We start from the raw sequence: 23640 nt of genomic DNA, 5'->3' as shown, positions 1-23640 counted from the left end.
GCCCCGCCCCCGGGCCGCCTCAGGTCCCGGCCGGGCGCCGGAACAGCGGCCCGGGGGGTGAGGCGGTGGCTCAGCCGTTCGGCAGGATCACCGCACGGCCGTTGATCCGGCCGGCGTGCAGCCGCTCGTAGGCGAGCGGGGCCTCGTCGATGCCGTAGGTCTCGACGTGCACCTCCACGGCGCCGGCCCGGGCGAGGTCCAGCACCTCGATCAGCTCGGCGCGGGTGCCCCAGTACGGGGATGCCACCGACACCTCGTACGGGAGGGCGCCGAAGCCGACCGGCAGCGCGCCGCCGCCGAGGCCGACGATCGTCACATCGCCCTCCACCGCGGCCATCGCGCCGGCCGAGGCCACCGTCGGCGGGGCGCCGACGAAGTCCAGCACCACCTGGGCGCCGACGCCGCCGGTGAGGGCGCGGACCGCCGCCGGTGCCGAGGCGTCCGAGCGCACCGTCTCGTGCGCGCCCACGGCGCGGGCCAGCGCCAGCTTCTCCTCGCTCACGTCCAGGGCGACGACCCGGGCCGCCGTCATCGCGCGCAGCAGCTGGATCGCGACATGGCCGAGGCCCCCGGTGCCGATCACCACGGCGGTGCTGCCCGGCACGAGCTTGCCGAGCGAGCGCTTGATCGCGTGATAGGGCGTCAGACCGGCGTCGGTCAGCGGCACGGCCCGCACCGGGTCGAGGCCGCCGAGCGGCACCAGGTGGCGCGGATTGTCGACGATCATGTACTCCGCCATCGCCCCGGGGGCGCCCAGACCCGGCGGGCGGATACCGAGTTCGGCGGCGCGCAGGCAGTAGTTCTCCTTGCCCTCCGCGCACTTGGCGCAGCTGCCGCAGCCCCAGGGGCCGTACACGGCGACCGGATCGCCCTCGGCGAAGCCGGTCACTCCCGCGCCGAGCCCGGCGACGGTGCCGACGCCCTCGTGGCCGAGGGTGAGCGGCAGCGGGAAGGACAACTGCTCGGCGGGCAGGCTCATCACGGCGATGTCCGAGTGGCACACGCCCGCGGCGGTGACCTTCAGCAGGACCTGCCCGGGGCCGGGCTCCGGATCGGGGACGGTCACCACCTCGGGGGCGCCACCGGCCGTGCGGTACTGGACTGCCTTCATCGTCGTCACTCCTTCGCTGCGCGCGTTCGGTCCGCGCGTTCGTGCGTGCGTCCGGTACGCGCCGACCGGACGCCTGGCGGTGTGGCCCCCGGGGTGTCGGTCGCCGGTCAGCGCGCCGCGTAGGCGCCGTCGACCAGGTGGTAGCTGCCGTGGACGAAGGAGGCCCGGTCGGACAGCAGGAAGGCGGTCAGCTCGGCGACCTCGTCGGCGCGGCCGAGCCGCCCGGCCGGGTGCAGCGCGACCAGCGCGTCGCGGGCGGCGGCGTCGGCGTCGCGCAGCAGCGGGGTGTCGATGAAGCCCGGGCCGACGGCGTTGATCCGCACACCCTGCGCGGCGTACTCCAGGGCGGCCGTCTTGGTGAGGCCGACCACGCCGTGCTTGGCGGCGGCGTAGGCCGGCGAGCCGGCGAAGCCGTTGGTGCCGAGGATCGACGCCATGTTGACCACCGCGCCGCCGCCGGCCGCGAGGATGGCCGGGATCTCGTAGCGCAGCGAGTAGAAGACGCCGTCCAGGTTGACGGCCAGCACCCGCCGCCAGTCCTGCGGCTCGTACGCGCCGGTGGGGGCGGCGGCCCCGGCGATACCGGCGTTGTTGACGGCCAGGTGGAGGCCGCCGAGCCCGTCCACGGTGGCCTGGACGGCGGCGCGCACCGACTCCGGGTCGGTGACGTCCACCTCGACGGCCAGCGCGCGGGCTCCGCCGGCCGCCAGCTCGGCGACGGCCTCGCGGGCGCCCGCCAGGTCGAAGTCGGCGACCGCGACCGCCGCGCCACCGGCCGCCAGCCGCCGGGCCACCGCGAGGCCTATGCCGGAGGCGCCGCCGGTGATCAGGGCGGTCCTGCCGGTGAACTCCTGGGTGTAGTCGATGCCGGTCATGGCGGTCGTTCCTCTCGTACCGGTGCGCGCCGGGTGGGCGCGCTCGTTCACACCGTCGCGCCGTCGGGTGGCGGCTCGGCGGTGAGCAGATCGAAGGCCTGCTCCAGCAGTTCGGGCAGGTCGGGGGCCGCGCCGGTCGCGGGGTGCCGGACCCAGGCGCGGGAGGCGGCCTGGAGCGCGGCGACGCCCAGACCGACGGCGACGGCGGGGCGCAGGTCGCGCTCCGCGTCCAGCCCCAGCCGGGCGGCGGCGATCCGGATGGACGCCTCCTCCTCGTCGACGCAGATCCGCCGGTAGGCGGCGGTCAGCGCCGGCTCGGCGGCGATCAGGCCGAACAGCTCCCGTACGCCGGGGCGCCGGTGCCAGGCCGGGTCCAGGTCGTCCCGCAGCCAGACCCGCAGGGCCGCGCGGTACGCGGTCAGCGGGGTCTCGGCGGCGGGGCGGGCGGCGAGGGCCGCGTTGATCCGGCCGAAGTCGGCCCGCAGGCAGTCCAGCACGGCGTCCTCCCGGGAGGGGAAGTACCGGCTGAAGGTGCGCCGGGAGACGTCGGCCAGGTCGGTGACGTCCTCCACGGAGACGGCGGCCAGGCCCCGCTCCAGGACCAGCCGCAGGGCGGCGGCGGCCAGGGACTCCCGGGTGCGGCGCGCCTTGCGCCCGCGGCGCCCCTCGGGGGCCGATCCCGCCGCCTCTTCGATGCTCACGCCGTCCACCGTACACCCGAAAATGTCCCACTGGGACATGAGTCCCGGCGGGACACTCTGTGGGCGGGCCCGCCGGCGCGCGGGCGCCTGCCCACCGGGTCAGCTCACCTCGGGGTGGAACCGGTGCAGGCCCTTGCGGTCGTAGTACGTGGTCATCCCGAAGCCGAAGGCCAGCGCCGCGACCACGCCGATCGCGATCATCACCCAGGCCCGGGTGAGCCCGGCGTCGGCCTGCGCGCCGAAGTAGAGGATCGCCCGCACACCGTCGCTGAGCTGGCGCATCGGCTCGAACACGGCCAGGCCCCGGTAGAAGGTCGGCAGCGCCTGGAGCGGGATGGTCGCCCCGGAGGACGGCAGCGACAGGGCGATGAAGACGAACATGCCGATCAGCTGCCCGATCCCGCCGAACGCGGCGATCAGGGCCTGCGCCCCGAGCCCCACCGCCGCGGTGGCGCAGACCGAGAACACCCAGAGCAGCGGCAGGTGCGAGGCGTCCATCCCGAGCACCACCACCGTCGCCAGCATCACCAGACTGGAGGTCAGCACCGCGAGGGCGACCGACATCACGCAGGTGACGGCCAGCGTCTGGGTACGGGTGATCGGCACCAGCGGGCGCTGGGTCCGCAGCGGCCCCAGCTCGCTGGCCGCGTAGCCGAGCGCCACGTCGACCCCGTTGCTGATCACGTTCGCGCCGAGGAAGCCGGCGAGCACGAGCAGCAGCGTGTAGTAGAACGCCGTCAGACCCAGCCCGCTGTGCGGGCCGATGGGGTGGCCGACCCGGACCTCGACCGTCACCGGGTCGGCCAGCTGGAGCAGCGCCGCGTTGCTCGCGGCACCGCCCGCGGCCGGCGGCCGGGCCTGGGCCTGGGCGACGAGGGAGGTGCCGAGCCGCGCCGAGGCCTGCTGGGCGGCCGCCTGGGCGATCGAGGAGGCCAGCGAGGACGCCAGACTGCCCACCCCGGGGTTGGTCAGCACCGTCATCGTCGGCCGCGGCGGCGTCGGCTGCGCCGGGGTGCCCAGCGCCGCCACGGCGGCGGTGAAGCCCGCCGGGACCTCCAGCGCGCCCGCGAGCTTCCCCGAGCCGAGCTGGTCGTCGGCGGCGGCCTGGTCGAGCAGCCGCCAGGAGATCTGCCCCCGCGGGTCCGGCGCGGCCGCGATGCCGGCCGTGATCTGCGCCCCGAGGTTCTGCGGCACCCCCGCCACGACGGCCCCCTGGTCGGCGTTGACCAGGCCGATCGGCAGCCGGTGCAGGTCGTCCCGCGGGTTGATGATGCCGCCCAGGTAGAGCAGCGACAGCAGGAACGCCACCGTCCCGACGATGACGGTCGGGACCATCCAGACCTTGGGGTTGCGCAGCACCTGCCAGGCCCGCACCCCACCCTCGGGCCGATTCGAAGTCATGGCTCTCCCGTGCGCGTCGTCCGGTCGTCCCGCCCCCGCCAGAAGGTAGCCGCCGCCCTCGCTCCGCCCGGCGCGCCTCGCCCGAACAGCCCGCGGCCCGACCCGGTCGGCAGCGTCCGGCCGGCCCGGGCACGCGGCCCGCGCCCGGGCCGACGCGCCGCGGCACCGGATCGCCGGGATCGGCGGGATCGGCGGGATCGGCGAGGCCGAGGAGAACGCCCGAAGCCCGGCACCCCCTGAGCGGCTGCGCCCCTGGCGTCGTGACTAAGCGCTTGCTTAGACTCTCCTCGTCGCGGGAGGTCAGCCGCACCGCAGTCCAGCCACGGGAGCCGCCATGTTGTCCGCAGAGAACCGTCAGATCCGCCTCGCCCGCCGGCCGGTGGGCGAGCTCGGCCCCGAGGACTGGGAGCACGTCACGGAGCCGGCCGCCGCCCCCGGGGAGGGCCGGTTCGCCGGACGGACCCGCTTCATCTCGCTGGACCCGGCGATGCGCGGCTGGCTCGACGACCGCCCGTCCTACCTGCCGCCGGTCGGGCTCGGCGAGGTGATGCGGGCCGGGTCGATCGTCGAGGTCACCGAGTCCAACCACCCCGGCTTCGCCATCGGCGACCTGGTCGTCGGCATGTTCGGCGTCCAGGAGCACGTGATCTCCGACGGCAAGGGCGCGCTGCGGATCGACCCCGCCACCGCCTCCCCGTCGACCTTCCTCGGCGCGCTCGGCATGTCGGGCATGACGGCCTACTTCGGCCTGCTGGACGTCGGGGCGCTCAAGGAGGGCGAGACGGTGGTGGTCTCCGGCGCCGCGGGCGCGGTGGGCACCATGGTCGGCCAGATCGCCAAGGCGAAGGGGTGCCGGGTCGTCGGCATCGCCGGCGGGGCCGAGAAGTGCGCCCTGCTCACCGGGGAACTCGGCTTCGACGCCGCGATCGACTACCGCGCCGAGAACGTCCGGAAGGCGCTGCGCACCCAACTGCCGGACGGCATCGACGTGTACTTCGACAACGTCGGCGGGGAGATCCTGGACGCCGCCCTGGCCTGCCTGGCGATGCGCGCCCGCGTGGTCGTCTGCGGCGCCATCAGCCAGTACAACGCCACCGCCGTCCAGGGCCCGTCGAACTACCTGTCGCTGCTGGTGCGCCGTGCCCGGATGGAGGGCTTCGTGGTGTTCGACTACGCGCCGCGCTTCGCCGAGGCCGCCCGGGAGATCGGCGGCTGGATCACCGACGGGCGGATCAAGGTGCTGGAGCACGTGGTCCGGGGCACGGTGGACGACTTCCCGCAGACCCTGCAGATGCTCTTCCGGGGCGGAAACACCGGCAAGCTGGTGCTCGAACTCGTCTGACAGCCATCGGAGCATCCGCAGGGGCGGGCCGGCCGCGGCGCCCGGAGCGTGAGCCGGCCGGCCGCGGGGCTCAGACCGTGAGCGGCCCGTCGGACGGCGCGACCGGGGCCGGCAGCTCGGTGCGACCGCGCAGATGGCGGTCGACGGCGGCGGCCACCGCGCGGCCCTCGGCGATCGCCCAGACGATCAGCGACTGGCCGCGCCCGGCATCGCCCGCGACGAACACGCCGTCCGCCCCACCGGCGAAGTCCTCGTCACGGGCGAGGTTGCCGCCCGGTTCGACGGACAGGCCCAGTTGGCCGACCAGCGCGCCGTTCTGGCCGGGGCCGGAGAAGCCCAGGGCCAGCAGGGCCAGGTCGACCGGGAGGGTGCGCTCGGTGCCGGGCCGGGGGCGGCGGTCGCCCCGCCGCGCCTCGGCGAACCGGACGGCCGCCAGCCGTCCGTCCGTGCCCGCCTCGAACCCCACGGTGGTCGCCGCGAACACCCTGGGCTCGGCGGCCGCGCCGCCGGCCTCCTCGTGCGAGGTGGTCTCGCGGTAGACCTTGGGGTGGACGGGCCAGGGCTGGTCGGCCGCGCGGCGCCCGGGTGGCCGGGGGTTGATGTCGAACTGGGTGACGGCCGCCGCCCGTTGGCGCAGGGCGGTCCCCAGGCAGTCGGCGGCGGTGTCACCGCCGCCGACGATCACCACGCGGCAGCCCTCGGCCGACAGCGGCGAGTCCGGGTAGTCGCCCTCGTCGACCCGGTTGGCGAGGGTCAGATAGCTGATGGCCTGGTGCACACCGGACAGCCGGCGGCCGGGCACCGGGAGGTCCCGGCAGCGCGTGGCGCCGACCGCGACCACCAGCGCGTCGCTCCGCTCGCGCAGTTCGTCGGCCGGCAGGTCGCGGCCCACCGCGACCCCGGTGCGGAAGACGGTGCCCTCGGCCCGCATCTGGTCGATCCGCCGGTCCAGCCGGTGCTTCTCCAGCCGGAACGGCGGGATGCCGTACCGCAGCAGCCCGCCGATCCGGTCGGCGCGCTCGTAGACGGTCGTGGTGTGGCCGGCCCGGGTCAGCTGCTGGGCGGCGGCCAGCCCGGCCGGGCCGGAGCCGACGACCGCCACCCGCAGGCCGGTCAGCCGCTCGGGCGGCTGCGGCGCGTCGTAGCCGCTCTCCCAGGCCCGGTCGGCGATCGCCAGCTCGACGTTCTTGATCGTCACGGCCTCGGCGTCGATCGCCAGCACGCAGGCGCTCTCGCACGGGGCGGGGCAGAGCCGGCCGGTGAACTCGGGGAAGTTGTTGGTGGCGAGCAGCCGCGCGGCGGCGGCGCGCCAGTCGTCGCGGGCGACCAGCGTGTTCCAGTCCGGGACGAGGTTGCCCAGCGGGCAGGCGTGGTGGCAGAACGGCAGGCCGCAGTCCATGCAGCGGGCCGCCTGGCCGGCGATGACCGGCAGCAGCGCGCCCTCCCGGTACACCTCGCGGTGGTCCCCCAGCCGCTCCTGCGGGTCCCGCCGCTCGCGGGGGAGCCGGGGCGTGGTGAAGAAGGCCATGCGGTCGGCCAGGGGATCAGCCATCGCGGTCTCCGGCGGAGCGTACCGACGCGGGACGGTGGCGCCGCCGCCCTGCCGCGCCGCGGGCGCGCCGCCGGCCGCGCACCACCGTGTGGCCACCGTACGCCCGCGAACCGTCCGGCGACAGCGGCCCGGTCGCGCCCCGGTGGCCCGATCGGCCTGATCGGCCCGGCTTGGTCGCCGAGGTGGCCGGAAGTGAACGTTCCGGTCCGGCTTGACGGCGTACTGTCGTATGGTCGTAGCGCCGTGGGCGGTCGAACCCTTGATCCCGCCGCCGGCGCCGCCCTAGGATCCACATGAAATGTCACATGGCAATGGAGCCGTCGTGGGGGATCACACCGTTCCGAGCCGGGGTACCGCCACCAGCGCCCTGCCCAGGCCGTTCTACCGGCTCGCCGTCGGGGACGCCGTCTCCAGCTACGGCAGCCAGCTCAACATGGTCGCGCTCAGCCTCTTCGCCTACGAGGCCGCGGGCAACGCCCTCGGTACGGCCGGGTACCTGACGCTGCGTCTGCTCGGCGGCTTCGGCGCCGGCATGCTCGCCGGCCGCGTCGTCACCCGACTCGACCGCCGACTGCTGATGGTCGGCTGCGCGTTCACCCAGGCCACCGGGCTGATGGCGCTCGCGATCGTCCCCGACCACCTGCGGATCCCGGTGCTCTACCCGCTCGCTCTGCTCTTCGGCGCGGCCGGCACGCTGAGCGCCGTCGCGCTGCGCAGCAGCGTGCCCGAGATGGTCGGCCCGGAGCACCGGGCACGCGCCAACGGGGTCCTGGTGACCGGGCGTTCGACCGCGATGGTGCTCGGGTTCGCCTCGGCCGGGGTGCTGGTGGCCTGGGCCGGGTTCCAGGCCGCGCTGCTCACCGACGCGGCCAGTTTCGTCGTGTTCGGCACCGTCGTGCTGCGGCTGCCGCTGCGCACCCGCGCCGAGCGCGACACCGGAGCCGGGCCGGCCGGCGCGGCACCGGGCGGGCGCCTCGCCGGGCTGGTGCTGCTGCGCACCCTGCCGGTGATCGGCGCGATGGTCGCCATCCGGCTGGTCGACGCCTTCGGCTCGGCCGCGCACAACATCGGCCTGCCGGTGTTCGCCACCCGGACCTCGCCCGACAACCCGGCCGCAGTGCTCGGCCTGTTCTGGGCCACCTGGGCGGTCGGCAGCCTGGGCGCCCACCAACTGGTCTCCCGACTGCTGGTCAAACGCGGCCGGGAGCCCGGTGAACGCGCCTTCGCGGTGGGCACCGCGCTGATGTCGGCCTGCTTCATCCTCGCCTTCACCGGGCTGCCGACCCCGCTCTTCCTCGTCGTCGCGCTCGGCGCCGGCCTGGCGGACGGCTTCACCGAGATCTCCTACACCACCCGGATCCAGTCCGTCGACGACGACCGGCGCGGTCAGGCGTTCGGCCTGGTGGCCAGCGCGGAGAGCCTCGGCATGGGCGTCGGCATGCTGCTCAGCGCCGGGCTGATGGAGCGGTTCAGCCCGCTCACGGTGGTCGGGTTCTCGCACGCCGTGCCGATCGTGCTGGCCGCCGGATTCCTGCTGACGGTGGGGATCGGCGCCCGCCGGCGGCGGCGCGGGCCGGCCACCCTGCCGGTAGCCGCCGACAGCTGACCGGCGTCGGCCCCGGCGCCCCGGGCTCCCCCCGCACCGGCTGCCCCGTACCGTCCGCGTCCCGCCCGCCGGGGCCCGGACCGGCCGCGGCACCCCCGCCCGGCCCCGCCCTGCCCCGCCCTGCCCCGCCCGCTGTACCTCGTTCCCGCCCGCAGAGCCCAGGAAGGTACGCCCGCTATGAGCGTCAACGGCCCCGCCCGCCCCCGACTCGACGTGGTGGAGGGCCGGTTACTGCGGCACGCCGGCCTGGCCGACTGCGCCCTCGTCCCCGGCGGCGCTCCGGGCGGTGCCGAACTGATCGCCTACCTGGTGCCCGCCGACGACCGGGGCGCGGCCGGGCTGCGCCGCTGGGCCGCCGCACAGCTGCTCATCGACGCCCCCGACGCCGAGATCCGCCTGGTGGACGGCATCCCGCGGACCGCCGACGGGGCCCCGGACGCCGCCGCCCTGGCCGCCGCCCGCGATCCGCGTGAGCACCCCCGGCCCACCCGGCAGCACCTCAGCGAACTCTCCGACCGGTGGCGCCCGTTCGCCGCCGAGGCAGCGACCGGGCCGGAGCCCGCGGCGGAGCCGGCACCCGCCACCGGCGCACCGGCCGTCGCCGTCGGACCTCCCGCGGTGACGCTGCCCGACGGCCCCGCCGACCTGCCCGACGCCCTGCTGCGCGCCGCCCGACTCCACCCCGGGCGCGGGCTGCACCTGGTGCGCGCCGACGGCCGCACCACCACCCTGCACTACCCCGAGCTGCTGGACCGGGCCCTGCGCGTCCTCGCCACCCTGACCGCGGCGGGCCTGCGCCCGGGCGATCGCGCGATCCTCCAAGTCCCCGACCTGGAGCACTACTTCCCCGCCCTCTGGGCCTGCCTGCTGGGCGGCGTGCTGCCCGTCACGGTGGCCCGCCCGCCGGGCTACGACCGGCCGAACCCGGTGCTGGAGAAGCTGGTCAACGCCTGGGAGACGCTGGAGCACCCGCCCGTCCTGGCCGCCGGCGACGCCGTGGCCGGGCTCGCCGGCATCGCCGCCGTCCACCCGCGGGCGGCCGGGCTGCGGGTGGTCCCGGTCGACCGCTCCGCCACCCAGCCGCCCGCCGCACCGCACGGCGCGAGCGGGGACGTCGCGTTCCTGCAGCTGTCCTCCGGCTCGACCGGACGCTCCAAGGCGATCCAGGTCAGCCACCGGGGCGTCCTGGAGTACGTGGCGGGCGCCTGCGAGCAGGGCTTCGCACCCGGCGACCCGACCGTCAACTGGCTGCCGCTCGACCATGTCGCGGGGCTGCTGATGTTCCACCTGCGGGACGTCGTGGCGGCCTGCGACCAGACCCACATCCCCACCGAACTCGTGCTCGCCGACCCGCTGTTGTGGCTGGACACGCTGGAGCGGCGGCGCGCCGCGCACTCCTGGTCGCCCAACTTCGGCTACCGCCTGGTCGCCGAGGCGCTGCGGGCCGCCCCCGAGCGGCGCTGGGACCTCTCGGCCGTCAAGTCCCTGATCAACGCGGGCGAGCAGTGCACCGAGGGCGTCGCCGACGAGTTCCTGGCCCGGCTGGCCCCCTCCGGGCTGCGGCCCGAACACCTGCTGCTCGGCTGGGGCATGGCCGAGACCTGCACCATCATCGCCTACAAGCGCTACGGCGAGGCCGGCGCCGTCCAGGTCCTGGCCACCGACTCGCTCACCGCTGGCCTGCGGCCGCTGCCCGAGGGCTCGGCCGAGCCCGCCACCCGTTTCCTCTCGATGGGCCGCCCGGCCGCCGGTGCGCGGCTGCGGGTCGCCGACGACCGGGGCGCCGTGCTGCCCGAGCTGCGGATCGGGCGCCTCCAGGTCTCCTCCGGCCGGGTCACCCCCGGCTACCTCAACAACCCGCGGGCGGACCGCGAATCCGCCACCGCCGACGGCTGGTTCGACACCGGGGACCTCGCCTATCTGCGCGACGGGGAGGTGATCCTCACCGGCCGGCGCAAGGAGATCATCATCATCAACGGCGTCCACCACTTCTGCCACGACCTGGAGGACGTGGTCTCCGCCGTCGACGGGGTGCGGTCCGGACACGTCGCCGCCTGCGGTGTGCCCGACGAGCGCAGCGGCAGCGAGCAGCTGGCCGTCTTCTTCGTGCCCGCCCCCGGGGCCGGCGAGCCGCACCGGACGGCCGGCGCCGCACGGGCCGCGTTGGCCGAGCGGTTCGGGCTCTCGGCCGCGCTGGTGCTCCCGGTCCCGGCCGCCGACTTCCCCCGCACCACGAGTGGCAAGATCCAACGCACCGCCATCCGGGCCCGGTTGCTCGACGGGGGCCTCGACGCGGCGCTCACCCGGCTGGACCTCGCCGAGGGCAATGCCCGTACCCTGCCGGACGTCGTGCGCCGCCCGGCCTGGGAGCCCAGGCCGGTGCCGGCCACCCCCGCCCCGGCGCCGCGGGAGACCGTCCTGCTGCTCGGTCCGGTCGGGCCCGGCACCCTGTCGGACGCGCTCGCCGCCCTGCTGCCGGACGCCGTCCAGGCCCGGCAGGCGGACTCCTACGCCCGGCTCGGCGACGGCTACGCGCTCGACCAGCGGCGCGCCGAGAGCTGGCCGCGGCTGCTGGACGACCTGGCGGCGGCCGGCCGCCGGCCGCGGCGGGTGCTGCACCTGTGGGCGCAGGACGCCGAGCCGGACGAGGTGCTGTGCGGCCCGGCCCTGCTCGGCCTGGTCCGCGCCCTCGCCGACCGGTACGGCGACGGGCCGGCCGGCCGGGCGCCCGACGACGCCGGGGCGGGCGGCGAAGCCGGCGGCGTCGAACTGACCACCGTGAGCACCGGCCTGCACGCGCTCGCCGACGGTGAGGTGCCGCGCCCGGTCGCCGCGCTGACCGCCGCCCTGACCGCCGGGGTCCGGGCCGAGCGGCTGCTCGCCGGGGCCCGCCACCTCGACCTGCCCGCCGGGCCGCCGGACCCGCGGGCCGTGCTGGCCTTCCTCGCCGACCCGCGGCGCGAACCCGAGGCCGCCTGGCGCGACGGGCGGGCGTACCTGCCCCGGCTCGGCCCGCTCACCCCGCCGGACCACGCCGCGCCCTCACCCCTGCCCGGGGCCGGGCCCGCACCCGCCTGCACGCTGCTCTCCCCCGGGGCCCGCTGGCTGGTGACCGGCGGCCTGGGCGGCCTCGCCGGCGAGCTGCTCCCGGAGCTGCTCCGCCGGCACGCCCCGCACCTGCTGCTCGTCGGGCGCACCGACCCGTACGCGGACGGTCCGGCGGCGGCCGCCCGGCGCGCCGCCCTGGAGCGGCTGGCACGGGCCGGCGGCCGGGTCGACCACCGGGTCGCGGACGTGACCGACCGCCGGGCCCTCGCGGCCGCCGTCGCCGAGGCCGAACAGGGCTGGGGCGCGCCGCTGGAGGGCGTCCTGCACCTGGCCGGCGACTACCGGATCGGCCTGCTGGAGGAGCTCGGCCCCGAGCGGTGGCAGGACGCCGTCCGGGCCAAGACCGAGGGCACCGACGCGCTGGCCGAGCTGGTGGCGGCCCGCCCCGGCGCCCAGTTCGTCGGCTACTCCTCGATGATCGGCTTCCAGGAAGTGGTCGGCTCGGCCGGGTACGCGGCCGCCAACCGCTACCTGGAGGCGGCGGTCGAGCGGCTGCGCCGCGAGCACCGGGTGCCCGCCTGGACGGTCTCCTGGGGCCTGTGGCGCGGCATCGGGATGAACCGGGAGACGGCCCACGACGAGGCCGCCGCCGAGCGCGGCATCGCCGTGTTCGACGCCGCGCAGGGCCGGCGGCTGGCCACCGCGCTGCTGGCGGCCCCGCCCGGTCACTACTACGCCGGACCCGACGTCACCCGGCCCGCCGCCCGGCGCCGGCTGCTGGCGGGCGAGCCGCGGCTGGTCGTCGAGGCGGACGGGCCGCCCGCCGCCGAACCCGCCCGCCGGCCGGTCGCGGCGGCGCCCGCGCCGACCGAGCTGCGCCGCGCCGTGCTGGAAACCTTCGAGGCCGTCCTCGGCGAGTCGGTCGACCCCGGCCGGGCCTTCCACGAACTCGGCCTCGGGTCAGTGCAGTTGATGCGGGTCCAGGCCGCGCTGGCGGCCGGTCCCGCGCCGGGCCTCGACCCGACCGCGCTGTTCCGCCACCCCACCGTGGACGCCCTCGCGGCCCACCTGGCCGGCGGTCCGGAGGAGGCCCGCCGGGCCGCGCCCGACGCGACGCAACCGGTACCCGCCGACCGACGGGTGGCGGTGATCGGCCTGGCGCTGCGCCTGCCCGGCGCGGACACCCCCGAGCAGTACTGGCGCAACATCGTGGACGGTGTGGTCAGCACCACCCGGTACACCCCCGAGCAGCTCGCCGCCGCCGGCATCCGCGCCGAGGAGTACACCCACCCGGACTTCGTCCCGGTCACCGCGCCGATCTCCGACATCGGGCACTTCGACGCCGAGGCCTTCGGGATCAGCGCCGCCGAGGCCGCCCTGACCGACCCCCAGCAGCGGTTGCTGCTGGAGACCTGCGCCCGGGCCCTGGACGACGGCGGCTACGGCGACACCGCGCCCGACACCCGGATCGGGGTCTTCGCCGGCACCGGGATGACGCTGTACTCGCTGCGCACCTACCTCCAGCACGCCGTCGGCACGACCGCCGACCCGGCGCGACCGGTCGAGGCGCTGCAGGTCGCCATCGGCAACCAGGCCGACTTCGCCGCCACCCGGGTCGCCTACCGGCTCGGCCTCACCGGCCCGGCCGTCGGCGTGCAGACCGCCTGCTCCACCTCGCTGGTCGCCGTGCACCTGGCCGTCCAGTCGCTGCTCACCGGTGACAGCGACCTCGCCCTCGCGGGCGCCGCCGCCCTGCACATCCCGCAGGCCGCCGGCTACCGCTACCAGGAGGGCTCGATCCTGGCGCCGGACGGCGTCTGCCGGGCCTTCGACGAGCGGGCCGGCGGCACGGTCGGCGGCAACGGCGTCGCCGCCGTCCTGCTCAAGCGGCTGGACCGGGCGCTGGCCGACGGCGACACGGTGCACGCCGTCATCCTCGGCTCCGCCGTCAACAACGACGGCGCGGGCAAGGTCGGCTACACCGCGCCCGGCGCGGACGGCCAGGCCGCCGTGGTCGGCCGGGCGCTGGACGTGGCGGGCGTGCCCGCCGACAGCATCGGCTACATCGAGGCCCACGGCACCGGCACCCCGCTCGGCGACCCGATCGAGGTCCAGGCCCTCACCCGGGCCTTCCGGGCCCGCACCGAGGCGGTGGGCTTCTGCGCCCTCGGCTCGGTCAAGCCGAACATCGGCCACCTGGACACCTGCGCCGGGATGGCGGGCCTGATCAAGGCCGTCCTCGCCCTGCGCCACCGGGCGATCCCGCCGCTGACCCACCTGACCCGGCCCAACCCGGCCCTCGGCCTGGCCGGCAGCCCCTTCGTGCTCCCCACCGAGGCCGCGGACTGGCCCGCCGGGGACGCCCCGCGCCGGGCGGGGGTCAGCGCGCTCGGCGTCGGCGGCACCAACGCGCACCTCGTCCTGGAGGAGGCACCGGCCGGCACGGCGGTCGGCGAACCGGCCGGCGCCCGCGCCGACGGGCCTCCGGTCGCCCTGCTGCCGCTGTCCGCCCGCAGCCCGCAGGCCCTGACCGAGCTCGCCGCCACCGTGCTCGACCGGCTCCGCGGCGAACACCCGCCGCGCCCGGCCGACCTGCTGCTCACCCTCGGCGCGGGCCGCCGCCCGCTGCGCCACCGGCTCACCGCCACCGGCGCCGGGCCGGCCGAACTCGCCGAGGCGCTCGCCTCGTTCGTCGGCGGGCGGGCCTCCGGCCCGGCGCACTCGGCCCGGGACGCCGGGCGCGCCGCACCGGCGCCCGTCCTGCTGTACACCGGGCAGGGCGCGCAGTACCGGGGCATGGCCGCCGGGCTGTACCAGGCGTACCCGGTGTTCCGGGAGGTGCTGGACACCTGCGACCGGCTGCACCGCGAGGCCTGGGGCGAGGCGCTGCTGCCCCTGCTGCTGGAGCCGGCCGCCGACGGCGAGGAGCCGGTGTGGAGCACCGAGGCCGCCCAGCCGGCGCTGTTCGCGGTGCAGGCCGCGTACACCGCGCTCTGGGAGGAGTTCGGGCTGCGGCCCGCGGCGGTCGCGGGACACAGCGCGGGCGAGTACGCGGCGGCGTACGCGGCCGGGGCGTTCTCGCTGGCCGACGGGCTCTTCCTGGCGGGGGTGCGCGGCCGGCTGATGCACCGCTCGACCGAGCCGGGGGCGATGACGGTGGCCACCGCGTCCGCCGAACGGCTGGGCGCGCTCGCCGGGTGGCTGCCCGGGGTGGACCTGGCCGTGGTGAACGGCGCCGGGCAGTGCGTGCTGGCCGGGCGGCCCGGGGACGTGGCCGCGGCGGAGGCGGTGCTCGCCCTGGAGGGGGTGGCGACCGAGCGGTTGGCCGCCGACCGGGCCTTCCACTCCCGGCTGATGGACCCGGTGCTGGCGGCCTTCCGGGGCCGGCTGGCACAGATCGACCTCCGACCGCTGCGGGTGCCGCTGGTGAGCAACCTCGACGGCGTCCTGCTGGCGCCCGGCACGGTGCCCGACCCCGGGCACTTCGTCCGCCAGACCCGGGAGACCGCGCGCTTCGACCGGGTGCTCGCGACGCTGGACGGGCTCGGCCACGGACTGTTCCTGGAGGTCGGCCCGCACCACACGCTGAGCGGGCTGGGCCGGCGCGAGCTCGCCGGGTCGGTGTTCGTGCCGAGCGGGCGGCGCGGGCGCGCGCCGGAGCGCCAACTGCTCACGGCGCTCGGCACACTGTGGACGCACGGGGTACCGGTGGACTGGGCGGCGGCCACGGCGGCCCGGCACTGGCCGGACGGGCCCGCGCGCCGCGTACCGCTGCCGGGCCGGCCGTTCCAGCGCAGTTACCACTGGGTCACGTCACCCGGAGCCGAGGACGGGCCGGTCCCGTCGCCCGAACCGCCCTCCGCACCCCTGCACATGCCCGAACCGCCGTCCGCGCCGGCGCCATTGACCGACAACGGGCCCGCGGCGCTGCCCGTGGCCGGAGCCCGTCCGGGCCCCGGCACCCTGCCCACGACCGACCGCACCGTTCTGGAGGAGCCCGTCATGACCGACACCCCCGCACCGGACCCGGTGGAGGAGGCGGCCGGCCTGATCCTGAGCCGGGTGGTGGCGCAGACCGCGCGTCAGCTCGGCGTCGCCGAGGAGGCGGTGGGCGCCGAGGACCCGTTCTTCGACCTCGGGGCCGACTCGCTGTCCATGATCAACATGATTCGGGACTTGGAGCGGGCCTTCGGGGTGCGGGTGCCGATGCGTGAACTGTTCGAGGACGCGGACACCCCGGCGCGGCTCGCCGGGCTGATCGCGGGGCGGATGAGCGCCGAGGCGCTGGCGGGACTGGTACCCGCGCCGGAGCCGGCCCCTCCCGCGGTTCCGGTCGCGGTCCCGCTTCCGGTGGCTCCGGCCGCACCCGCGCCGGTCGCGGTGCCCGCGCCGGTCGCCGTCACCCCGGCGGTCGTGAACGCCGTCCCGGCCACCGCCGCCGTCCCGGCCGCCGTCGCCCCGGTCGCGGTGCCGCCACCCGCCGCCGTGCCGCCCGTTGCCCCGGCGATGCCCGTCGCCACCGCGGCGCCCGCCGGAGCCGGCGCGGTGATCGAACGCCAGCTCGCCCTGATGGGCCAGTTCTCCCAGCTCATGACCGACCAGCTCGGCCTGCTCGCCGGCGCGCCCGCCACACCCGCGCTCCCGGCCGGGCCGACGCCGCCGGACCTCGCGATCGCGCCGGCCCTCCCCACCACGGCCGTGCCGGCACAGCCCACCGCCCCGGAGCCCGCTCCCGTCCGGCCCAGCGCAGCCGGGGCCGCCACCGCCGCACCGCGGGTGCACGGCCCGCGCGTCACGGTGGCCCGCGACTCCGGGATGGCCGGCGGCGGCCTGAACGGTGAACAGCGCCGTCACCTGGACGAGTTGGTCGAGCGGTTCACCGCCCGCACCGCCGCCTCCAAGGCGCTCACCCAGCGCCACCGCCGGGTGCTCGCCGACAGCCGGGCGGTGGTCGGCTTCCGTTCGGCCACCAAGGAGATGCTCTACCCGCTCGCGGCCCGCCGGGCACAGGGCTCCCGCCTGGAGGACATCGACGGCAACTCCTACGTCGACATCACGATGGGTTTCGGGGTGCTGCTCTTCGGCCACGAGCCTGCCTTCGTCCAGGAGGCCGTCCGCGAGCACCTGGCCGGCGGCCTGCGGCTGGGCCCGCGCGGCGAGGAGACCGGTGAGGCCGCCGAGCTGCTGGCCGAGCTGACCGGCACCGAGCGCGTCGCGTTCGCCAACTCCGGGACGGAGGCCAACGCCGGGGCGATCCGGCTGGCCCGCGCGTACACCGGGCGGGACAAGATCGTGATGTTCGAAGGCTCGTACCACGGGCACTTCGACCACACGCTCGGCCGCCCGGTGGGCCACGGGGCCGAGCGCGATACGGTGCCCGTGTCGATCGGCATCCCCGGCAGCGCGGTCGCCGATCTGATCGTCCTGCCCTACGGGGACCCGGACAGCCTGCGGGTCATCGACGACCTCGGCGACCGGATCGCCGCCGTGCTCGTCGAACCGGTGCAGAGCCGCCACCCCTCCCGGCAGCCGGCCGAGTTCGTGCGCGGGCTGCGCGAACTGACCGCGCGCCGCGGCATCGTCCTGATCTTCGACGAGATGCTCACCGGCTTCCGCCCGCACCTGCGCGGCGCCCGCGGCTTCTGGGGTGTGGAGCCCGACCTGTCGACGTACGGCAAGGTGCTCGGCGGCGGCTACCCGATCGGCGCCATCGCGGGGCGCGCCGCCGTGATGGACGGCATCGACGGCGGCTTCTGGCAGTACGGCGACGCCAGTTACCCGCCGAACGACACCACCTTCTTCGGCGGCACCTACATCCAGCACCCGCTCTCGATGGCCGCCTGCCGCGCCGTGCTGCGGCACTTCAAGGAGCAGGGGCCGGGCTTGCAGGAGCGGCTGAACGCCCGGACCGGAGAACTGGCCGCCGGCCTCAACGGCTTCTTCGAAGAGGAGGAGTTCCCGCTCCGGCTGGCGCACTTCGGCTCGCTGTTCCGCTTCGAGCCGCGCGCCGACATGGAGCTGCTCTTCCACCACCTGCTGGTCAAGGGGGTCTACGTCTGGGAGTGGCGCAACTTCTTCCTCTCCACCGCGCACAGCGACGGCGACCTGGAGTTCGTGGCCGACGCCGTCCGCACGTCCCTGCGGGACATGCGGCGCGGCGGGTTCTTCCCCGCCACCCGCGCGGTCGCCGTCCCGGCCGTGCCCGAGCCGCGCCGTGAACTACCGCCGCAGGCCGGCCCGGTGTCCGCGCCGATCGCCACCGCGCGGCCGGAGCCCGAGCCCGCGCCGCCCGCGCCCGCCGGTGATCCGGACCGCGCGGTCGACTTCAGCCTGTACTTCTTCGGCGACTACCCGCTCGACACCCGGCCCGAGGACCGCTACCGGATCGTCCTGGAGAGCGCCCGGTTCGCCGACCGCAACGGCTTCCACGCCGTCTGGCTGCCGGAGCGGCACTTCCACTCGTTCGGCGGCATCTTCCCCAACCCCTCGGTGCTGGCCGCCGCCCTGGCCCGGGAGACCGAGCGCGTCCGGCTGAACGCGGGCTGCGCCGTCCTGCCGCTGCACCACCCGGTCCGGGTGGCCGAGGAGTGGTCGGTGGTCGACAACCTGTCCGGCGGGCGGGTGGGCCTCGGCTGCGCCAGCGGCTGGCACCCCAACGACTTCCTCTTCTTCCCCGACCGCTACGGCACCCACAAGCAGCTGATGCACCAGCAGGTCGACACGATCCGGGCGCTGTGGCGCGGCGAGCCCTACCGGGGCCGCGGCGGCAACGGCGAGGAGATCGAGGTGCACCTGCACCCCCGGCCGCTCCAGGAGCTGCCGCCGATGTACACGGCGATCGTCGGCAACCCGGACAGCTTCCGCGAGGCCGCCCGCCACGACCTCGGTGTGATCACCAACCTGATGACCCAGAGCGTCGAGGAGCTGGCCGCCAACGTCGCCCTCTACCGGCGCACCCGGGCCGAGCACGGCCTCGACCCCGAGGCCGGCCGGGTCGTGGTGCTGGTGCACACCTACCTCGGCGCCGACCTCGCCACCGCCCGCGAGCAGGCCTTCCGCCCGTTCTGCGGCTACCTGCGCTCCTCGCTCTCCCTCTTCGGGCAGGTCGCCAACAGCCTCGGCCTCACGCTGGACTACGAGAACACCCCGGAGGAGGACCTGGACTTCGTCCTGGAGCGCGCCTACGAGCGGTACTGCGCCTCGCGCGCGCTGATCGGCACCCCCGAGAGCGTGCGGGGCGTCCTGGCGTCGCTGCGCGCCGCGGGCGCCGACGAGATCGCCGCCTTCGTCGACTTCGGCCTCTCCCCCGATCTGGTCGCCGGCGGCCTGCCGCACCTGGACGAGCTGCGCCGCACCGCCCAGCGGCCGCGCGAACGGCGCGCGCCGCTGTCGTACGCCCAGCAGCGGATGTGGTTCCTGCACCGGATGCTGCCCGACAGCTCCCGCTACAACGAGGTCAAGGCCATCGCCCTGGACGGGCCGCTCGACCACCGCGCGCTGACCGGCGCCCTGCACGCCCTCGCCGAACGGCACCCGGCGCTGCGCACCGTCTTCCGCGAGCAGGACGGCGAGCCGTACCAGCTGGTGCTGCCGGCCGCCGGCACGCCGCTGGTGGTCGAGGACGTCCCGGCCGGCCGGGACGGCGGGGAGGCCCTGCGCGCGCTGGTCGCCGAGGAGGGGGCCCACCGCTTCGACCTGGCCGCCGGCCCGCTGCTGCGCACCCGACTGCTGCGCCTGGGCGAGGAGCGGCACGTGCTCGTCCTCGCCATGCACCACATCGTCATCGACACCCTCTCCGCCGTGGTGATCACCCGCGAGCTGGGCGAGCTCTACCGGGCCGCGCAGGCCGGCCGCCGGCCCGAGCTGCCGCAACTGCCGACCAGCTACGCCGAGTTCGCAGCCCGGGAGCGGGCACTGGTCGCCGAGGGCGCGCACACCGAGAGCCTGGCGCACTGGCGTACCGTCCTCGGCGGCGAGCTGCCCGTCCTGGCGCTGCCCACCGACCGGCCGCGCCCGGCCCTGCCGGACGGCCGGGGCCGGGCCTTCGTCCGCCTGCTGGACGGTGAACTCTCCGGCCGGGTACGGGAGCTGGCCCGCTCACGGCGCTCCACCCTGTTCATGGTGCTGCTCAGCGCCTTCGCCGGTGTCCTGCACCGCTTCAGCGGCCAGGACGAGATCGTGCTCGGCACGCCCGTCGCCAACCGCGACGAGGGCACCGAGGACCTGGTCGGGTTCTTCGTCAACACCCTCGCCCTGCGCCTCGACCTCTCCGGGGAGCCGGACTTCGAGCGGCTGCTCGCCCGCGTCCGGGCCACCGCGCTGGACGCCTACGAGCACCAGCGGCTCCCGTTCGAGGTGCTGGTCCAGGAGTTGAACCCGCCGCGCGACACCAGCCGCAACCCGCTCTTCCAGGTGATGGTGGAGTTCGAGAACCACGCGCTGTTCGAACTCGACCTGCCGGGCATCGACGCCCGCCCGCTGGACGACGTCGTCGACAAGGCCGGCTTCGACCTCACCCTCTTCCTCACCAACCTGCCCGAGGGCATCCGCTGCCATGTCGAGTACGCCACCGCGCTGTTCGACCGGGAGACCGTCGAGCGCCTGCTGACCGCCTTCGAGCAGCTGCTCGCCGCCGCCGTCACCGACCCCGCCCGGCCGGTGGCCGAGCTGCTGCCCGCCGGCCGCGAGACGGCCACCCCCGCGCTGCCCGGCACCCCGCCGCTGCGCGAACGGCTGGCCCGCACCGCGGCCGAGCACCCGGACCGCACCGCCGTCCTCACCCCCGACGGGACCGAGGTCAGCTACCGCGAACTGGGCGACCGGGCCGAGCGGGTGGCGGCGCTGCTGGCCGCCGCCGGGGTCACCGCCGGCACCCCCGTCGCCACCCTGCTGCCCCGCTCCACCGACCAGGTGGCCGCGCTGCTCGCCGTGGTGCGCCTCGGCGCGGTCCACGTACCGATCGACCCGGTGCACGGCGCCGAGCGCTGCCGACTGATCGCCACCGACAGCGGCGCCCCGCTGCTGCTCACCCGCACCGGCACCGACCGCCTCGGCATCACCCTGCCCGCCGTCCTGACCGACGACGACAGCCCGGTGCCGCCCGCGCCCGCCGCCGTCGACCCCGACCCCGAGTCGCCCGCCTACTGCCTCTACACCTCCGGCACCACCGGCCGGCCCAAGGGCGTGGTGATGCCCTACCGCGGCCTGCGGTCACTGGTCGACTGGAACACCGACCAGCACGGCCCGCTGCGCACCCTGCAGTACGCCTCCTGCGGGTTCGACGTCTCCGTCCAGGAGGTCCTCACCGCCCTCGCCGGCGGCGGCACGCTCGTCCTCGTCGACGAGGAGACCCGCTACGACGCCCGGGCCCTGGCCGAGCACCTGCGGCGCACCCGCACCGAACGCATCCACCTCCCGCACACCACGCTGACCGGCCTGCTCGGCGCGCTGGCCGAGGCCCCGGTGCCCGACCTGCGCGAGATCGTCTCCGGCGGTGAGCAGCTGCTGCTCACCCCGGCGCTGCGCGCCTTCCTGCGGGACAACCCGCGGTGCCGGCTCTTCAACCACTACGGGCCCACCGAGACCCATGCGATGACCAGCGTCGAGCTGTCCGCCGACGGCCCCGACCACGCCCCGATCGGCCGCCCGGTCCCCGGCAGCCGCGTCCAGTTGCTCGACCCGCACGGACGCCCGGTGCCGGACGGCGCGGCCGGCGAGATCCACATCCTCGGCGACTCGGTCGGCCTCGGCTACCTGAACCGCCCGGAGGAGACCGCCGCCGCCTTCGTCCCCACCCCGGGGGGCCTGCGCTACCGCACCGGCGACCTGGGCCGGCTGCGGCCGGACGGCACGCTGGACTTCCTCGGCCGGATCGACGAGCAGGTGAAGATCCGCGGCTACCGGATCGAGCCCGGTGAGGTGGAGAACGTGCTGCGCACCGTCCCCGGGGTCCGGGAGGCCGCCGTCGCCGCGCAGCACGGCCCGCAGGGCACCGCGCTCGCCGCGTACGTCGTGCTGGACCCGGACGCGGGCGCCACCCCGGACGGTGTCCCCGGCGGCGCCGCCGACGCCCGGCTCGCCCAGGTGCGCGACGCGCTCGCCGACCGGCTGCCCGAGCACATGGTGCCCCGGCTCTGGGCCCGGGTGACGCACGTGCCGCTGACCCGCAACGGCAAGCTGGACCGGGCCGCGCTGCCCCCGGCCGGGCCGCTCGGGGCCGTCACCGAGACCGCCCCCGCCAGCGCGCTGGAGCAACTCCTCCAACAGCTGTGGGCGAAGGAGCTCGGCGTCCCCGCGCCGGGCGTGGAGACCTCCTTCTTCGATCTGGGCGGGCACTCACTGGCCGCCACCCGGCTGCTCAACCTGGTCCGTGAGGAGGCCGGCCTGGAGATCGGCATCCTCGACTTCTTCCGCCGCCCCACCATCCGCGGCATGGCCGACCGCGCCCGCGCCGCCGAGCCGGCCGAGACCTTCGAGCGGGGGACGCTGTGACCGGCCTGCCCGACGCGACCGCCGTGCCCGCCGTGCCCGAGGTGACCGCCGTGCCCGAGGTGACCGAGGACTGGAAGCACCTCGTCCGACTGCTGGACGAACGGGAGATCGTCCTCTCCACCGCGGGCGACCGACTGGAGTACCTCGCTCCCCCCGGGGCGATGGACGGCCGGCTGGTCGCCCTGGTCAAGGGCGAGCGGGAGCGGCTGCTCACCGTCCTGACCGGCGGCGGCGCCGCCGAGGCCGCCGCGCCGGCCGGCATCGCCCAGGCCCGGATGCACCGCGGCCACGGCCGGGCCGCCGACCCCAGCCTGTGGAACATCACCCAGCGGATCACCCTGCGCGGCCCGCTCGACCCCGCCCGCCTGCAACGGGCCCTCACCGCCCTGACGGCCCGCCACCCCAGCCTGCGCACCCGCTACACGCCCACCGACCTCGGGCTGCTCCAACAGGTCCTGCCCGGCCCCGACGCGCTGCCGCTGCCGGTCACCGCGGTGGGCGACGACGGGGAGGCCGTGGCCGCCGCCACCCGCGCGGAGACCGCCACGCCGTTCGACCTCGGCGCGCCGCCCCTGCTGCGGGCCCGGCTGCTGCGCCTCGGCCCGGACCACCACGTCCTCCTGCTGACGATCCATCACATCGCCTTGGACGGCTGGTCGCTGGCCACCCTGCTGGCGGACTTCGGCGCCCTGTACGGGGACCACCGGGCCCCACTGCCCGAACCGGGATCGATGATCGAACACGCCTGCTGGGAACGGACGGTGGTGACCCGCGAGGCGGTCCGCCGGGCCACCGCCCGCTACGCCGAGCGCCTCGCCGGGCTGCCCCTCACGGTGCCGCTGCCCACCGACCGCCCCCGACCGGAACGGCGCTCCGGGCACGGCGGCATCCTGCGCTTCGCGCTGACCCCCGGGGAGACCGCGGCGCTGAACCGGTGCGCGGCCGGCCGCTCGACCACTCCGGCGGCCGTGGTGCTGGCCGCCCTCGGCGCCCTGCTGGGCGAACTCACCGGTGCCGAGGAGACCTTGGTGATGCTCTCGACCGCCAACCGGCGGCGCCGGGAGCACGAGCGGCTGGTCGGGCTGCTGACCACCAACCTGCCGGTCCGGCTGCCCAGCCGCGCGCCGGGCGGTTTCACCGCGCTGATCGACCGGGCGGGCGAGGCACTGGCCACCACGCTCGACCAGGCCGACGTCCCGTTCGGCCTGGTCACGGAGGACCTGCGGGCGCTGGGGCTGGCCCTTCCGCCGTCCTTCCCGCAGGTACTGCTGGCCGTGCAGACCACTCCGGCACCGGTCCTGGAACTGACCGGACTGGACGTTCTCGTCGAGGACATCCCGGGCAGCGGCGCCCGGTCGGACCTGTTGCTGATGTTCACCCCCGAGGGGGGCGGTCTGGCGGGCCTGGCCGAGTACGACGCCGACCTCTTCGACGAGGCCACCGTACGGGGCTGGCTGGACCGCCTGGTGCGGCTGCTGGCCGAGCGGCTGCCACCGCCGGCCTGACACCCGGT

The 23640-nt window shown here is 76.3% G+C and carries 9 protein-coding genes; 4 read left to right on the top strand and 5 right to left on the bottom strand.

The genetic code is table 11. The features are described 5' to 3' along the window. Positions 1-70 precede the first annotated feature (70 nt). The 4 genes from ACIQTO_RS33970 to ACIQTO_RS33955 all read right to left on the bottom strand — a co-directional run bounded on the left by ACIQTO_RS33970 (position 71) and on the right by ACIQTO_RS33955 (position 4088). On the bottom strand, positions 71-1111 hold the full coding sequence (locus tag ACIQTO_RS33970; RefSeq protein ID WP_402396361.1) for an NAD(P)-dependent alcohol dehydrogenase: 1041 nt from the start codon (positions 1109-1111) through the stop codon (positions 71-73). A 107-nt stretch (positions 1112-1218) separates the two neighbouring features. Then, positions 1219-1986 (bottom strand): SDR family NAD(P)-dependent oxidoreductase, encoded by a 768-nt coding sequence (locus tag ACIQTO_RS33965; RefSeq protein ID WP_402396358.1) that lies wholly within the window; start codon positions 1984-1986, stop codon positions 1219-1221. A 47-nt stretch (positions 1987-2033) separates the two neighbouring features. Then, positions 2034-2687, bottom strand: a complete 654-nt coding sequence (locus ACIQTO_RS33960) for a TetR family transcriptional regulator (RefSeq protein WP_402396355.1) — start codon at positions 2685-2687, stop codon at positions 2034-2036. Between the two features lie 99 nt (positions 2688-2786). Continuing rightward, the gene (locus ACIQTO_RS33955) at positions 2787-4088 is read right to left on the bottom strand and encodes a DUF3533 domain-containing protein (protein ID WP_402396352.1); all 1302 of its coding nucleotides are present in this window, start codon (positions 4086-4088) and stop codon (positions 2787-2789) included. Between the two features lie 334 nt (positions 4089-4422). Here ACIQTO_RS33955 and ACIQTO_RS33950 point away from each other — a divergent pair, with 334 nt between their 5' ends. Next, complete coding sequence (locus tag ACIQTO_RS33950; protein ID WP_402396350.1) at positions 4423-5430, top strand: NADP-dependent oxidoreductase; 1008 nt, start codon at positions 4423-4425, stop codon at positions 5428-5430. 70 nt (positions 5431-5500) lie between these two features. Here ACIQTO_RS33950 and ACIQTO_RS33945 read toward each other — a convergent pair whose 3' ends face one another. Next, a complete protein-coding gene (locus tag ACIQTO_RS33945) occupies positions 5501-6970 on the bottom strand; it encodes a glutamate synthase subunit beta (RefSeq protein ID WP_402396425.1) in 1470 nt (489 codons plus the stop codon). Between the two features lie 334 nt (positions 6971-7304). Between ACIQTO_RS33945 and ACIQTO_RS33940 the strand changes: the two genes are divergently transcribed. From ACIQTO_RS33940 to ACIQTO_RS33930, 3 genes are all read left to right on the top strand, one after another. Next, on the top strand, positions 7305-8588 hold the full coding sequence (locus ACIQTO_RS33940) for an MFS transporter (protein ID WP_402396347.1): 1284 nt from the start codon (positions 7305-7307) through the stop codon (positions 8586-8588). A 177-nt stretch (positions 8589-8765) separates the two neighbouring features. After that, positions 8766-22127: a MupA/Atu3671 family FMN-dependent luciferase-like monooxygenase gene (locus tag ACIQTO_RS33935; protein WP_402396345.1), complete on the top strand. Its 13362-nt coding sequence runs from the start codon at positions 8766-8768 to the stop codon at positions 22125-22127. Then, positions 22124-23632 carry a condensation domain-containing protein gene (locus ACIQTO_RS33930; RefSeq protein WP_402396342.1) on the top strand — a complete coding sequence of 503 codons (1509 nt, stop codon included), beginning with the start codon at positions 22124-22126 and terminating at the stop codon, positions 23630-23632. The genes ACIQTO_RS33935 and ACIQTO_RS33930 overlap by 4 nt, the downstream gene beginning before the upstream one ends. Positions 23633-23640 lie beyond the last annotated feature (8 nt).

Source organism: Kitasatospora sp. NPDC091207 (assembly GCF_044768625.1).
GTDB lineage: Bacteria > Actinomycetota > Actinomycetes > Streptomycetales > Streptomycetaceae > Kitasatospora.
Note: the sequence above shows the minus strand (reverse complement) of the source record. Positions and strands in the feature narration are given on the sequence as shown.